Annotated in this window: 14 protein-coding genes; 10 read left to right on the top strand and 4 right to left on the bottom strand. The window is 75.8% G+C overall.

What is annotated here, in order from left to right:
- Nucleotides 1–12: 12 nt before the first annotated feature.
- Both AB0881_RS08620 and AB0881_RS08625 read right to left on the bottom strand, forming a co-directional pair.
- Entirely contained in the window at nucleotides 13–687 is a 675-nt protein-coding gene (locus AB0881_RS08620; protein ID WP_366615423.1) for a DUF6766 family protein, read from the bottom strand.
- A gap of 131 nt (nucleotides 688–818) precedes the next feature.
- On the bottom strand, nucleotides 819–1,214 hold the full coding sequence (locus AB0881_RS08625; RefSeq protein ID WP_366615424.1) for a hypothetical protein: 396 nt from the start codon (nucleotides 1,212–1,214) through the stop codon (nucleotides 819–821).
- A 240-nt stretch (nucleotides 1,215–1,454) separates the two neighbouring features.
- Between AB0881_RS08625 and AB0881_RS08630 the strand changes: the two genes are divergently transcribed.
- Genes AB0881_RS08630 through AB0881_RS08640 form a run of 3 tightly spaced genes read left to right on the top strand, consistent with a single transcriptional unit; the run spans nucleotide 1,455 to nucleotide 3,382 of the window.
- The gene (locus AB0881_RS08630) at nucleotides 1,455–2,411 is read left to right on the top strand and encodes an FkbM family methyltransferase (RefSeq protein WP_366615426.1); all 957 of its coding nucleotides are present in this window, start codon (nucleotides 1,455–1,457) and stop codon (nucleotides 2,409–2,411) included.
- Between the two features lie 30 nt (nucleotides 2,412–2,441).
- Nucleotides 2,442–2,882, top strand: coding sequence for an SRPBCC family protein (locus AB0881_RS08635; RefSeq protein WP_366615427.1), 441 nt, complete (start codon nucleotides 2,442–2,444; stop codon nucleotides 2,880–2,882).
- Nucleotides 2,879–3,382, top strand: a complete 504-nt coding sequence (locus tag AB0881_RS08640) for an NUDIX domain-containing protein (protein ID WP_366615429.1) — start codon at nucleotides 2,879–2,881, stop codon at nucleotides 3,380–3,382. Before AB0881_RS08635 ends, AB0881_RS08640 begins: the two co-directional genes overlap by 4 nt.
- 4 nt (nucleotides 3,383–3,386) lie before the next feature.
- Here AB0881_RS08640 and AB0881_RS08645 read toward each other — a convergent pair whose 3' ends face one another.
- A complete protein-coding gene (locus AB0881_RS08645) occupies nucleotides 3,387–4,214 on the bottom strand; it encodes a glycosyltransferase family 2 protein (RefSeq protein ID WP_366615430.1) in 828 nt (275 codons plus the stop codon).
- Nucleotides 4,215–4,251: 37 nt separating this feature from the next.
- Nucleotides 4,252–5,139 (bottom strand): glycosyltransferase, encoded by an 888-nt coding sequence (locus AB0881_RS08650; protein ID WP_366615431.1) that lies wholly within the window; start codon nucleotides 5,137–5,139, stop codon nucleotides 4,252–4,254.
- A gap of 375 nt (nucleotides 5,140–5,514) precedes the next feature.
- On the opposite strand from AB0881_RS08650, the gene AB0881_RS08655 reads away from it, so the two are divergent.
- Genes AB0881_RS08655 through AB0881_RS08685 form a run of 7 tightly spaced genes read left to right on the top strand, consistent with a single transcriptional unit; the run spans nucleotide 5,515 to nucleotide 14,152 of the window.
- Nucleotides 5,515–7,167, top strand: a complete 1,653-nt coding sequence (locus tag AB0881_RS08655) for a carbamoyltransferase C-terminal domain-containing protein (protein WP_366615432.1) — start codon at nucleotides 5,515–5,517, stop codon at nucleotides 7,165–7,167.
- On the top strand, nucleotides 7,167–8,888 hold the full coding sequence (locus AB0881_RS08660) for an HAD-IIIA family hydrolase (protein WP_366615433.1): 1,722 nt from the start codon (nucleotides 7,167–7,169) through the stop codon (nucleotides 8,886–8,888). The genes AB0881_RS08655 and AB0881_RS08660 overlap by 1 nt, the downstream gene beginning before the upstream one ends.
- Complete coding sequence (locus AB0881_RS08665) at nucleotides 8,885–9,883, top strand: glycosyltransferase family 9 protein (protein ID WP_366615435.1); 999 nt, start codon at nucleotides 8,885–8,887, stop codon at nucleotides 9,881–9,883. The genes AB0881_RS08660 and AB0881_RS08665 overlap by 4 nt, the downstream gene beginning before the upstream one ends.
- Nucleotides 9,880–10,875, top strand: coding sequence for a glycosyltransferase (locus AB0881_RS08670; RefSeq protein WP_366615436.1), 996 nt, complete (start codon nucleotides 9,880–9,882; stop codon nucleotides 10,873–10,875). The genes AB0881_RS08665 and AB0881_RS08670 overlap by 4 nt, the downstream gene beginning before the upstream one ends.
- Nucleotides 10,872–12,134 carry a glycosyltransferase gene (locus AB0881_RS08675; RefSeq protein WP_366615438.1) on the top strand — a complete coding sequence of 421 codons (1,263 nt, stop codon included), beginning with the start codon at nucleotides 10,872–10,874 and terminating at the stop codon, nucleotides 12,132–12,134. Before AB0881_RS08670 ends, AB0881_RS08675 begins: the two co-directional genes overlap by 4 nt.
- Nucleotides 12,135–12,193: 59 nt before the next feature.
- A complete protein-coding gene (locus AB0881_RS08680) occupies nucleotides 12,194–12,739 on the top strand; it encodes an SIS domain-containing protein (RefSeq protein WP_366615646.1) in 546 nt (181 codons plus the stop codon).
- 6 nt (nucleotides 12,740–12,745) lie between these two features.
- Nucleotides 12,746–14,152, top strand: coding sequence for a PfkB family carbohydrate kinase (locus tag AB0881_RS08685; protein WP_366615440.1), 1,407 nt, complete (start codon nucleotides 12,746–12,748; stop codon nucleotides 14,150–14,152).
- Nucleotide 14,153 lies beyond the last annotated feature (1 nt).

Here is a 14,153-nt window from a genome sequence, read left to right on the forward strand (position 1 = left end):
CGGTGGCCTGGATCAGCCTTCGAGTCCGGTGGCCTCGTGCGGCGCCCCGACCGGCTTGGACTCCGGCGACCCCCGTTGCCGCAGGTAGATGGACAGCGCCGCCATCGACGCCACCGCCAGGAACTCCGACTGCCAGTTCTGCAGCGTCCGGTTCCAGAAGTCGGGCGAGGCCAGGTAGCCGCCCCACGACACGGTGTCCTCGTACTGCGCGAGCTGCTGGGAGTTGTACGAGACCAGCCCCGTCACCGACTGCACCAGCCACGACAGCGCGAAGACCAGGCCCATCACCAGGCCGAGCGAGCGCGAGAACAGCGCCCCGCGCAGCCCGCCGGCGCGCGCCCAGGCGGGCGACGACGGGTCGGCGTGCTCCCCCGCGCGCTGGTCCCGGTCGGACTCCGTCCCCGCCTGCTCCGCGGTCTTGGACTCGGTCGAGCCGCGCTGGATCAGCCACACGGTGATGAAGATGTAGAGGAAGAACTGCAGGTACTCCGACTGCCAGTTCTCGGTCACGTCCACGGCGAACGACGAGCCGGTGAGGTAGTCGCCGAGCCCGGCCTCCGGCGCGCCCTCGGCGACCTGCTCGTCGTTGTAGTCGGCCAGGCCCGAGAACGCCTGGCCGATGAGGGCCAGCAGGAGCGCCCCGAGGAAGAACAGCGTCAGCCCGTTGTCCCGCAGAAAGCGTCGCATCCCGTCCCTTCCCGCGTCAGCGGTGCAGCAGCCCGATGGCGGCGAAGTAGGCCAGCCCGCCGAAAAGGATCACCAGGATCGCGGTGAAGACCACCTTCATCCGCCCTCCTCCCTTCGCGCCCACCGCCGGTCTACGCCGACACCTCGCAGTCGTACGGGCGGTCCCCCTGCGCCCGGCAGCCGGCGGCGCTCACGCGCCAGCCGTCCCCCCACCGGGTGAGGAACACGGTGTCGGAGCCCGCGCCGGCGCGGGCCCGGTCCGACCAGACCTCCACGTCGTGGACGGGCCCGCCGCGCAGGCCCAGCCCGAGGATCTCCTGTGCGCAGTCCGACCCGCCCGACTCCAGCGAGCGCGCCGCCCGCGGTACGAGCCGCTCGCAGGCGGCCCGGCCGTCGCCGTCGCGCACGGCCCCGTACAGCGAGGCGACCGCCGACCGCACGCCGCCGTCCTCGGCCGCGGCGCACCCGTTGCACGCGGCTCCCGCCAGAACGGCCCCGGCCACCAGCCGGGCGGCCGGAAACCGCACCCCCCATCGAAGCATGCACCGGCATTACCCGTACGCCGCCGCGCGGAACATGCCTCTCGTCCAGATCGCCCCGGAGGCGATACCGCCGTCCTCCGAGTCCCAACGGGAGCGTTCCAAATTGTCATGCGCTCACAATTTCGCGTGCGCCGTTGACATGCGGCGCGCGACCAATCCAAACGACTTGCCGCACGAGTGAAAAGCTGTGACGATCTCGCGTCAAAATTGTCTGCGAGGGGCGATATGTCACTATCTCTTTCCGTTCGGTTACGGCTCCGTGCGCGCATCGCGCTTTCGCGTTCGCTCACGGCGGTTCCCTTAAGGCTCGTCATCGCCGTCCGCGACCGGAACGCGGCCTCGGGCCGCCTTTTCTGGCGCGCGCTCGCCGGGGTCCTGCGGCACCGGCCGCTCTCCCCGCTGACCGAATTCGAGCTTCCCGGCGGCTCGGGGGTACGGCTCGACGCGTCCCGGTCGCGGCTCGCGCAGCTCCTCTTCTGGTACGGCGAGCACGGCTACGAGGGCGCCGAGACCCACTGGTGGCGGACGCTCTGCGCCCGCTCCACCCGGATCCTGGAGATCGGCGCGAACATCGGCTACTACACCGTCCAGGGCGCGCTGGCCGCGCCGGGAACGCCGTACACCACCGTCGAGGCCAACCCCGAGTCCGCGGCGATCACCAGCCGGAACGTGGAGCTGAACGGGCTGGAGCACGTCACCGTCGTCCAGGCCGCCGTCGTCGGCGAGGGGGCGCCGGCGGCGATGGAGCTGGCGCTGCCCGACCAGGAGCGCTACGCCGCGCCCACCGGGGCGTACCTCGCCACCGGCACCGAGGGCATCTCCGGCCGCCCCGCCACCGCGTCGGTGACCGTCCCGACCGTGCCGATGAGCGCGCTGGTGGAGAAGGTCGACCTGGTCAAGCTCGACATCGAGGGGTACGAGGCCAACGTCCTGGAGTCGGTGCGGGACTGGCTGCTGGAGGAGCGGCCGGTGATCGTCGTGGAGGTGCTGCGGGAGGCGCACCGGCTCCGGGAGGTCATCCGGGAGCTGCGCGCGGCGGGGTACGAGGTGCGCGCGATCGGCGCGGACCGGCTGCACGTGATCGGCGACGCCGAGCTGCGCGATCCGGCGCCGCTGCCGCGCTACGGCTCGCGGGACGTGATCCTCGTCCCGGGCGAGCGGATCGGCATCGTCGAGGCGTGATCACCACCGCGGGTGCGCGAGGATGGGGGGATGGGTGAGGTCACGGCAAGCGCGGAGAAGACCGTCGGCGCGAGCCCCGAGCGGGTGGTCGCGGCGCTCGGGGACTACAGCGGCACCCGGTCGCGGGTGCTGACCGAGCACTTCAGCGAGTACGAGGTGCGCGAGGGCGGGCAGGGCGAGGGGACCACGGTCCACTGGAAGCTGGCCGCGACCAGCAAGCGGGTCCGCGACTGCCTGGTGTCGGTGACCGTTCCGGACGCGAACACGCTGGTGGAGCGGGACGCCAACTCCTCCATGGTCACGACCTGGACGGTCTCCCCCGCCGGGCAGGGCGCGCGGGTACGGGTGACCACGACGTGGAACGGCGCCGGCGGCGTCGGCGGGTTCTTCGAGCGGACGTTCGCGCCGCGCGGGCTCCAGCGGATCTACGAGGCGCAGCTGGAGAAGCTCGAAGCCGAGCTCGGCAGGTGAGGCGGGCGCGGAGCGACGGCTACCGCCGGCGCTCGGCGCGGATCCTGCTGGTGGACGCCTCGGACCGGCTGCTGCTGTTCCGGTTCCGGCACCGGGAGGCGCCCGGGCACTGCTGGATCACGCCCGGCGGCGGGGTCGGCGCCCGCGAGGGTCTCGCCGAGGCCGCGGCGCGCGAGCTGCGCGAGGAGACCGGGCTGGCGGTCGCGCCGGGCGAGCTCGGCGCGCCGGTCGCGACGACCTCGGGGTACGCCGACCTGGGCTGGGCGCGCGGCAGGTTCCGCGACGACTTCTTCCTGTACCGGACGCGGGCGCACGAGGTCGACACCGGCGGGCAGGAGGCGTTCGAGCGCGAGCACATGCTCGGGCACCGGTGGTGGACGGTGGACGAGCTGGCGGCGACCGGCGACCCGGTCTTCCCCCTGGAGCTGGCGCCGCTGCTTGCGGACCTGCTCAAGGGGGACGTTCCGGACGAGCCCGTCCGGCTGCCCTGGCACCACTGACCGTTCAGTACGTCTCCAGCGCGCTGCGGGCGCGCTCGACCTCGGGCGGCACGGGGCGGCGCGCGTCCGCGACCCGCGGCCAGGCGCGGGCGGCGTCGGCCAGCCCGCCGCGGCCGTCCCGGCTGGTGAGGGCGGTCAGCGCGGTCCGGACGAAGACCGGGATCGGGCGGCGCAGCCACGCCGTCAGCAGCCGGTTGCGGGTCTCGCGGCGCCGCCGCGCGCCGGGGTCGGGGCGGTGCGGCGACGGGTGGTGGTGGACGATGATCTCGGGCAGGTAGGCCAGGCCCCAGCCGGCCGCGGCCAGGTCCAGCGCGAGCAGCTCCTCCTCGCCGCCGAAGTGCAGCGTCTCGGAGAAGCCGCCGACGGCGAGGAACGCGTCCCGGCGGACGACGGCGGAGCAGGCCAGGAAGCCGAGGATGGCGCGTCCGGGCAGGTCGCCGGGGTGGCCGAGCGGCGACCTGGCCATCAGCTCCGACACCGGTTCCAGGCGCTCGCGCTCGCCGACCAGGACGCGGGCGGCGACCAGCGCCGTCCGGGGGTGGGCGTCCATGACGGCGGCCGCGTGCTCCAGCGATCCGGGCGCCCACCAGGAGTCGTCGTCGGCGAACGCGACGTACCGGGTCCGGGCGAGCCGGACGCCGGTGTTGCGGGCGGCGGCGCCCTCGTTGCGGGGCAGCCGGACCACCCGCGCCCCGGCCTCCTCGGCGACCTCGGCGGTGCCGTCGGCGGAGGCGTTGTCGACCACGATCACCGGGGCGGTGTGCCTGCTCAGGCTGCGGCGCAGTTCGGCGGCCCGGTCGCGGGTCGCGACCACGATCGTGACATCGGACATGGCGGTCTCCGGTCTGCGGCAGGACATCCGCGGCGGGCTAGCTGACGTAGCGGCGGGCGCGCGACCGCCGCTGGGGGGCGTCCAGGGTGCGCAGCCGCGCCTCGACGTGCGCGGGCACCCGGTGGCGCTCGCGGAGCACCCAGGGGATCCCGGCGGCGGCGCGGGCCAGCGCGGCGGCGGTGTGCCGGTCGCGGGGCACGCCGTTCAGCAGCCCCCCGGTACGGCGCGCCGCGGCGGGCAGCGGCCGCCGCAGCCAGGTGGTCCACAGGGTGTTGCGGATGCCGTCGCGGCGCCGCAGGTGCGGGTCGCGGACGCCGGACGGCTCGTGGTGCACGACGACGTCGGCGGCGTAGCAGAGGTGGTAGCCGAGCGTCATCAGGTCCGCGGCGAGCAGCTCCTCCTCGCCGCCGAGCCAGAGCCGGGACGAGAATCCGCCGGCCTCCCGGAACGCGTCCGCGCGCAGCGCCGAGGCGCCCGCGAGGAACGAGCCGAGCGCGGGCCCTGGCAGCCATTCCGGCCCCGGTACGGGCGAGTCCCGCAGCTCGGGGACTATCGGGTCCTCGCGGCCGCCGGGCTCGACGAGGATGCGGCCGGTGACGGCGGCGAGGCGGGGGCGGGCGTCCAGCAGGGCGGCGGCGCGGGCGAGCGAGCCCGGCGCCCACCAGGTGTCGTCGTCGCAGAACGCCACGTACGGCGTCCGCACGTGGTCGACGGCCAGGTTGCGGCCCACCGCGCCCAGGTTGCGGTCCGCGCGGATCAGCGTGGCCTCCGGGTGCTCGGCGGCGACGGCCTCCGCCGTGCCGTCGCCGGAGGCGTTGTCGACGACGATGACCGGTGGCCGCTCCGGCAGCGCGGCCAGCCGGGACAGGGTCCGCAGCAGCGAGGCGCGCCGGTCGCGGGTGATGACGACGACCGTGCAGTGCATGACCGCGCACCTACCCGTGTTGGGGCGGTACATGTCGCCTGGTCACGCCGTGCTCCCGGGGGGGCGCGCGCACCCCTGATGCTGGTGTGACTTTCATCACAGCACTTCTTCCGACTCTTCCGTTTGTCCCGCTTCTCCTCGGTGAGATCCAGAGGTGAATGACCTATAGGTGATTTCGCGAGGCCAGCGACTTCACTCCTGAAATCTCAACTCGCCCGCACGCGCCGGTGCCGTTTCGGCATGGACATCGGCCGTGCTGCCCGGGTGCGCCTCGCCCGCGCCGATCGGCACGCCTTCACGAGCCACGTTGAACGCGCGTGTTCTCCGGATAATTCGGGCGTCGCCGGGTGAACCCGTCGGATCGGAGTCACCGAAATGCGCATTCTCGGAATAAATGCCATCTTCCATGACCCCGCCGCCGCGCTGGTGGTGGACGGGACGGTCGTGGCGGCCGCCGAGGAGGAGCGGTTCAGCCGGCGCAAGCACGGCAAGCGCCCGGTCCCGTTCTCGGCCTGGGAACTGCCCGAGCACGCCGCGCGATGGTGCCTGGCGGAGGCCGGGCTCGAACCCGGCGACCTGGACGCCGTCGCCTACTCCTACGACCCGATGCTCGCCGAGCCCGGCATCGAGGGCCACGACGCGGGCTGGGAGGAGCTGCGCACCCGCTACGCCACCCGGGCCCCGTACTTCCTGGCGACCGCGCTGCCCGGGCTGGACCCCGGCATCGTCCGGTACGTCCCGCACCACCTGGCGCACGCCGCGTCCGCCGCGCTGGCCGCGCCGGACCCCGGCCGGGGCGACGTGCTGGTCCTGGACGGGCGCGGCGAGGCGCACTCCCATCTGGCCGGCACCTACGAAGGCGGCGGGTTCACCACGTTCGCGTCGCAGCGGCTGCCGCACTCGCTCGGCCTCATGTACGAGGAGCTGACCGAGCACCTGGGCTTCCTGCGCTCCAGCGACGAGTACAAGGTCATGGCGCTCGCCTCGTACGGCGAGCCGCGCTTCCTGGACGAGCTGCGCGAGCACGTGCGCGCCACCGGCGACGGCGGGTTCTCGATCGGGCGGATCGACTGGGGCGCGCTGGCCAAGGCGCGTTCGGGCGAGGACCGCTGGACCGACGACCACGCCGACCTGGCCGCCAGCGTGCAGGCGCGGCTGGAGGAGGTCCTCCTGGAGCTCGCGGCCTGGACGCACGGCCGCAGCGGCGCGGACCGGCTGACGCTGGCCGGCGGGGTGGCGCTCAACTGCGTCGCCAACTCCCGGCTGGCGGCCGAGAGCCCGTACACCGACATCTGGGTGCAGCCCGCCGCCGGCGACGCGGGCACCGCGCTCGGCGCCGCGCTGCACCTGGCCTGGGACGCCGGCGAGCGGATCGCGCCGATGCCCGGCGCCGCGCTCGGCCGGGAATGGAGCGACGGGGAGCTGGCCGCCCGCTTGGAGGAGGCGCACGTCCCGTACGAGCGGCCCGCCGACCTCGCCGGGACGGTCGCCGACGCGCTGGCCCGCGACGAGATCGTCGCCTGGTTCCAGGGCCGCAGCGAGTACGGCCCGCGCGCGCTGGGCCACCGCTCCCTGCTCGCCCACCCGGGCAGCGCCGGCAACCTCGACCGGCTCAACGCCGTCAAGGGCCGCGAGCAGTTCCGGCCGATCGCGCCGATGGTCGCGCTGCACCGCGCCGCCGACATCTTCGAGGGGCCGATCCCGAGCCCGTACATGCTGTTCGTCCACCGGGTGAAGCCGGAATGGCGGGACCGCATCCCGGCCGTCGTGCACGTGGACGGCACCGCCCGCGTCCAGACCGTGGCGCGCGAGGACGAGCCGCTGGTGGCGGACCTGCTGGAGGCGTTCCACACCCGCACCGGGCTGCCGGTCGTGGTGAACACCAGCCTCAACACCGCGGGCCGGCCGATGGTCGACGACCCGCGCGACGCGCTGGAGTGCTTCGGGTCCGCGCCGGTGGACCTGCTGGCCATCGGCCCGTACGTGGTGCGGCGGTCCGCCCTGTACGAGAAGGGGGCCCCCGCCTGATGGCAGCGCTCTCGTCCCTCTCGTACAGCGTCGTCGTCCCGACGATCGGGCGGCCGAGCCTCCGCACGCTCCTGCGGACGCTGCTGAACTCGCTCGCCGCCGCCGCCGGCGCGGACGGCCCGCGCGCGATCATCGTGGTGGACGACCGGCCGGAGCCGGGCGCCCCGCTGCCGCTGCCGCCCGAGGTCGACGAGCGGGTGGAGGTGCTGCGGTCCGGCGGGCGCGGCCCGGCCGCCGCGCGCAACGCGGGCTGGCGCGCCGCCACCACCGAGTGGGTCGTGTTCCTGGACGACGACGTCGTCATCGCGCAGGGCTGGGCGGCCGAACTGGCCGCCGACCTGGCCGCGGTGCCGGCCGGCGCCGGCGGCAGCCAGGGCCGGCTGACCGTGCCGCTGCCCGCCGGGCGGCGCCCCACCGACTGGGAGCGCAACACCGCCGGGCTGGAACGGGCGTCCTGGATCACCGCCGACATGGCCTACCGGCGCGCCGTGCTCGCCGAATGCGGGGGCTTCGACGAGCGCTACGGCCGCGCGTACCGGGAGGACGCCGACCTCGCGCTGCGGGCCATGGACGCCGGCCACCGGCTCGTCCGCGGTACCCGCCGGGTCACGCACCCGGTGCGGCCCGCCGGCTTCTGGGCCTCGGTACGGGCCCAGGCGGGCAACGCCGACGACGTCCTGATGAAGCGCGTGCACGGCCGGGACTGGCGGGCCCGCGCGGGCGAGGGCCGCGGCCGCTTCCGCCGCCACCTCCTCACCACCACCGCCGGCACGACCGCACTCGCCGCCCTCGCCCTCCTCACCACCCGCACCGCCCGCCCTACCCCACTCACCGAGCGAGCTGGGATCGCCGCCTCCCTCGGCCTCCGGGCCCGGACACACACTCCCGCCCCTGCCGGAACCGCCGCATCCCTCGGCCGCTGGGCCCGGACACACGCTCCCGGCCCTGCCGGGACCGCCGCGTCCTTTGGGCGTCGGGCATGGGGGCGTTCTCCGGGGCTCGCGGGGATCGCCGCCGCCGCTGGGCTGGTGTGGGTCGGGATGACCGCCGAGTTCGCCGCCGCACGCATCCGGCCGGGTCCGCGCTCGCCCGGCGAGATCGCCCGGATGCTGGTCACCAGCGTCGCGATCCCGCCCGCCGCCGTCCGGCACCGCGTGCGGGGGCTGATCCGGCACCGCAAGGCCGCGCCCTGGCCGCGGCGCCGGGTCGTGCTGTTCGACCGGGACGACACGCTCATCCACGACGTCCCGTACAACGGCGACCCCGCCCACGTCGAGCCGATGCCGGGCGCCGCGGACGCGCTCGAACGGCTGCGCCGCCACGGCGTGCGCATCGGCGTCGTGTCCAACCAGTCCGGCGTCGGCAAGGGCTACATCACCGCGCGGGACGTCCTGCGCGTCAACGCCCGCGTCGAGGAGCTGCTCGGCCGCATCGACGTGTGGGAGATCTGCCCGCACGACCACGCCGCCGGCTGCTCCTGCCGCAAGCCGCGCCCCGGCCTGGTCGAGCGCGCCGCCGAACGGCTCGGCGCGCACCCGTCCGACTGCGTGGTCATCGGCGACATCGGCCGGGACGTGGAGGCCGCGGCGGCCGCGGGGGCCCGCGGCATCCTCGTCCCGACCGCCCGGACCCGGCTGGAGGAGATCGCGCGGGCCCGCGAGGTCGCGCCCGACCTCCGCAGCGCCGTAGACCTCGTACTCGGGGAGGAGCACGGCCGATGAGAGCACTGGTCGCACGCCTCGACAACCTCGGCGACGTCCTGCTCGCCGGGCCCGCGATCCGGGCCGTGGCCGCACGCGCCGACGAGGTCGTCCTGCTGTGCGGGCCGCGCGGCCGGGCCGCCGCCGACCTGCTGCCGGGCGTCGACCGCGTCGTGGAGTGGTGCGCGCCCTGGATCGACCCCGAACCCGGGCCGGTCGACGCCGCCGCGCTCGGCGACCTGGTGCGGACCGTCCGCGACGGCCGCTTCGACCGGGCGCTGATCTTCACCTCGTTCCACCAGTCGCCGCTGCCGCTGGCGCTCCAGTTCCGGCTGGCCGGCGTGCCCTGGATCGGCGGGATCAGCGAGGACTACCCGGGGTCGCTGCTGGACCTGCGGCACCGGCCCGACGGCGACGTCCCGGAGACCGAGCGGATGCTGGCGCTGGCCGCCGACGCCGGCTTCCCCGCCCCCGCCGACACGCGGCTGCGGGTCCGCGGCGGGCTGCCCGAGGCGTGGCCGTTCACCGGCGGCCCCGGGCACGTCGTCGTCCACCCCGGGACGTCCGTGCCGGCGCGCGCCTGGCCGCCCGAGCGCTGCGCCGAGGCGGTACGGCTGCTGGCCGCCGCCGGGCACCGCGTCGTCGTCACCGGCCACCGCGACGAGAAGGAGCTCACCGCGTACGTCGCGGGCGACGACGGGCTCGACCTCGGCGGACGCACCTCGCTGGCCGAGCTGGCGGGCGTGCTGGCCGAGGCCCGCGCCGTCGTCGCCGGCAACACCGGCCCCGCCCACCTGGCCGCCGCCGTGGGCACGCCGGTCGTGTCGCTGTTCGCGCCGACCGTCCCGGCCGCGCGCTGGGCGCCGTACGGGGTCCGCACGATCCTCCTCGGCGACCAGGACGCCCCCTGCAAGGACACCCGGGCGCGCGAGTGCCCGGTCCCCGGCCACCCCTGCCTCGCCGCGGTGCCCGCGGCCCGGGTCGTCGCGGCCGTCGAGGAGCTGATCGGCCGATGAGGGTCCTGCTCTGGCACGTGCACGGGTCGTGGGCGACGTCGTTCGTCCACGGGCCGCAGACCACCCTGGTACCACTCACCCCGGACCGGGGGCCGGACGGCAGGGGCCGCCCGGACACCTTCCACTGGCCCGACCGCGCCGTCGAGGTGCCGTACGACCTGCTGCGGGACGAGCACGTGGACGCCGTCGTCCTGCAGCGCCCGCGCGAGATCGGGCTGTGCGAGCGCTGGCTGGGCCGCCGCCCCGGCCGCGACGTCCCGGCCGTCTACGTCGAGCACGACACCCCGCGCCGCACGCCCGCCGACGCCAGCCTGCCCGAGGAGGTCGTCCCCGACAGCCGGCACTTCCTCTACAACCGCTCCGACATCCCCGTCGTCCACGTCACCCACTTCAACGAGCTGTTCTGGAACTGCGGCCGCGCACCCACCACGGTCATCGAGCACGGCGTCGTGGACCCCGGCCACCGGTTCGCGGGCGACCGGCCGCGCGCCGCCGTCGTCGTCAACGACCCGCTGCGCCGCGGCCGGGTCGCCGGCACCGACCTGCTCCCGGCGCTCGCCGAGGCCGTGCCGCTGGACCTGTTCGGGATGAACGTCTCGGACGTCCCCCGCCGGCTCGGCATCGCCCCGGAACGCCTCCGGACCTACGAGGACCTCCCCCAGGCGCGGATGCACGAGGAACTGGCCCGGTGCCGGGTCTACGTGCACCCGTACCGCTGGACCTCGCTCGGCCTCGCGCTGATCGAGGCGATGATGCTCGGCCTCCCGGTGGTGGCGCTGGCGACCACCGAGGCCGTCGAAGCCGTCCCGCCCGAGGCCGGCGTGCTGTCCACCAGGGTCGCCACCCTGGCCGAGGCGGCGCGCTCCCTCGCGGCGGACGGACCGCGCGCACGCCAGATGGGGAAGGAGGCGCGCGCCCACGCCGTGGACCGGTACGGGCTGCCCCGCTTCCTGCGGGACTGGCGGCACATCCTCACGGAGGTGACCCGATGAAGATAGCCATGGTCTCCGAGCACGCGAGCCCGCTCGCCACACGGGAAGGACTCGGCGGTGCCGACGGAGGCGGGCAGAACGTCTTCGTGGCCGACCTCGCGACCGAGATGGGCCGCCAGGGCCATCACGTCACCGTCTACACCAGGCGGGACGCGCCCGGCCTGCCGGACCGGCTGAGACTGGCGCCCGGCGTGACCGTCGAGCACGTCCCCGCGGGGCCGGCCGAGTCCGTGCCCAAGGACGACCTGCTGCCGCTGATGCCCGACTTCGCGCGCTACCTGGAGGGCCGCTGGGCCGCCGCGCCGCCCGACGTCGTGCACGCGCACTTCTGGATGAGCGGCCTGGCGTCCTTGCAGGCGGCCGAGGCGCTGCAGCGTTCGGGCGCGGGGGCGGTCCCGGTCGTGCAGACGTACCACGCGCTCGGCACGGTGAAGCGCCGCCACCAGGGCGGCAGGGACACCAGCCCGGAGGCGCGGATCCGGCTGGAGTCGGCGATCGGCCGCACCGCCGGCGGCGTCATCGCCACCTGCTCCGACGAGACCAGGGAGCTGCTGCGGATGGGCGTGCCCCGAGAGCGGATCGGGGTGGTGCCGTGCGGGGTGGACCTCGACCGGTTCAGTCCCGGGCGGCCGGCCGCGCCGGCCGACGCGGCGGCGCCGTCCGGCTTCGGCGGGCCCGCCGCCGAGCCCGCCCGGCTGGTGGTGCTGTCCCGGCTGGTCGAGCGCAAGGGCGTGGACACCGCGATCGAGGCGCTGGCGCAGATCCCGGGCGCCGAGCTGCTGGTCGCCGGCGGCCCGCCGCGCGCCGGGCTGGACGCCGACCCGGAGGTGGCCCGGCTGCGGGAGGTCGCCCGCAAGGCGGGGGTCGCGGGCCGGGTGGAGTTCCTCGGCCGGGTCGGCCGCGCGGACGTCCCGGCGCTGCTGCGCTCGGCCGACCTGGTGGTGACGCTGCCGTGGTACGAGCCGTTCGGGATGGTGCCGCTGGAGGCCATGGCCTGCGGCGTCCCGGTGGTCGCCACGGCCGTCGGCGGGCACCTCGACAGCATCGTGGACGCGGTCACCGGCGTCCTGGTGGCGCCCCGGCGGCCGGTGGAGACGGCGCGCCGGATCCGGGACCTGCTGGCCGACCCGACCGGCCGGGCGGCGATGGGCTTCGCCGGCTCCGACCGGGCCAGGTCCCGCTACTCCTGGACGCGGATCGCGCGCGAGACGCTCGCCGTCTACGAGCGCGCCGCCGCCCGCAGCGAGGTGACGGTGTGACCACCACCAACACCCCGGCCCGGACGCGATCCGCCGGGGGGACGGCGCGGGACCACCGGCTGGAGGAGCTGGCCGAGGCGGCGCTGCGGTTCCGGGAGCGGACGCCGAAGATCACCGTGTGGGGCCGCCGGCTCGCGCGCGTGCTGGACGGCGGCGGCCGGCTGCTGGCCTGCGGCAACGGCGGGAGCGCGGCGGAGGCGCAGCATCTGACCGCGGAACTGGTCGGCCGGTACGAGGACGAGCGGCGCCCGCTGGCGGCGATCCCGCTGCACGGCGACACCTCCGCCATCACCGCGATCGGCAACGACTACGGGCCGGTGAACGCGTTCGCCCGCCAGGTCCGCGCGCACGGCCGTCCCGGCGACGTGCTGGTGTGCCTGTCCACCAGCGGCCGCAGCGCCAACGTGATCGCCGCGGCGCGGCAGGCCCGGCGGCTCGGCGTGACCGCCTGGGCGATCACCGGCCCGGGGCCCAACCCGCTGGCCGACGCCTGCGACGACGCGCTCACCGTCGACGCGGGCTGCACCTCGACCGTCCAGGAGATCCACCTCGCGGCGATCCATCTGCTGTGCGGGGTGGTGGACGACACGCTGAAAGGAACGTGATCGAGAGTGAACCGGCCGCTGGTGGTCGTCGGGGACGTCCTGCTCGACATCGACATCGTGGGGGCGGCGTCGCGGCTGTGCCCGGACGCGCCGGTGCCGGTCATCGACCAGGCGGACGAGCGGCCCCGGCCGGGCGGCGCCGGGCTGGCGGCGCTGCTGGCGGCCGCCGAGGGCCGCGAGGTCGTGCTGGTCACGGCGCTCGCCGACGACGAGCCCGGGCACCGGCTGCGCGCCCTGCTGGAGCCGCACCTGGAGGTGGCCGCGTTCCATCTGCACGGCGGCACGCCCTGCAAGCTGCGCATCCAGGCCGAGGGGCATTCGGTGGCGCGGCTGGACGTCGGCGAGGGCCGGGCGCAGGACGGCCCGGTCGGGCCCCGGGTGGCGGAGGCCTTAGCCGGGGCCGGCGCCGTGCTGGTCTCCGACTACGGCCGCGGCGTGACCGGGCACGCGGCGATCCGCACCCTGCTGGAACGGCTCGCGGCCGAGGTGCCCGTCGTGTGGGATCCGCACCCGCGCGGCCGGACGCCGGTGCGCGGCACCCGGCTGATGACCCCCAACGAGGACGAGGCGGCGCGGCTGGCCGCCGCCGAGGGTGCGGAGATCCCCGGGTCGGGGCTGGCCCCGGCCACCCGCCGGGCCCGGCATCTGGCCGGCGCCTGGGGGCTGGAGGCCGTCGCGGTCACGCTCGGCGCCGAGGGCGCGCTGCTGTGCGGCGGTACGGGCGCGCCGTTCCTGGCCCCCGCCGAGCCGGCCGCCTCCCACGGGACGGCGGACGCGTGCGGCGCCGGCGACAGCTTCGCCGCCCGCGCCACCGAGGTGCTGGCCGACGGCGGCGGGCTCGCCGAGGCGGTCGGCGAGGGCGTGCGCCGCGCGTCGGAGTTCGTCGGCTCCGGTGCCGCCACCGCGGTCGCGGCGGGGCTGGCCGACACGGGCTCGCCCGCCGTCCGGCCGCCGCGCGACCGCACCGACGCCTGGGACGTCGTCGAGCGCACCCGGCGCGCCGGCGGCACCGTGGTCGCCACCGGCGGCTGCTTCGACCTGCTGCACGCCGGGCACGTCAACCTGCTCCAGCAGGCCCGCCGGCTCGGCGACTGCCTCATCGTCTGCGTCAACTCCGACGCCTCCGTGCGGCGCCGCAAGGGCCCAGGCCGGCCGGTCGCGCCCGCCTGCGACCGGGTCCGGGTGCTGCGGGCGCTCAGCGACGTCGACGCGACCATCGTGTTCGACGAGGACACCCCCGAACCCCTTCTGGAACGGCTCCGCCCCGACATCTGGGTGAAGGGCGCCGACTACACCGGCGTCACGCTGCCCGAGGCGGACACGGTACGCGCCGGCGGGGGCGAGATCGTGCTGCTGCCGTTCCTGGAAGGCCGCTCGACCACCCGCATGCTGTCCACCAGGAAAGGAACCTGAT

It is taken from the genome of Spirillospora sp. NPDC029432 (assembly GCF_040703975.1).
In the GTDB taxonomy this organism is placed as follows: domain Bacteria; phylum Actinomycetota; class Actinomycetes; order Streptosporangiales; family Streptosporangiaceae; genus Spirillospora.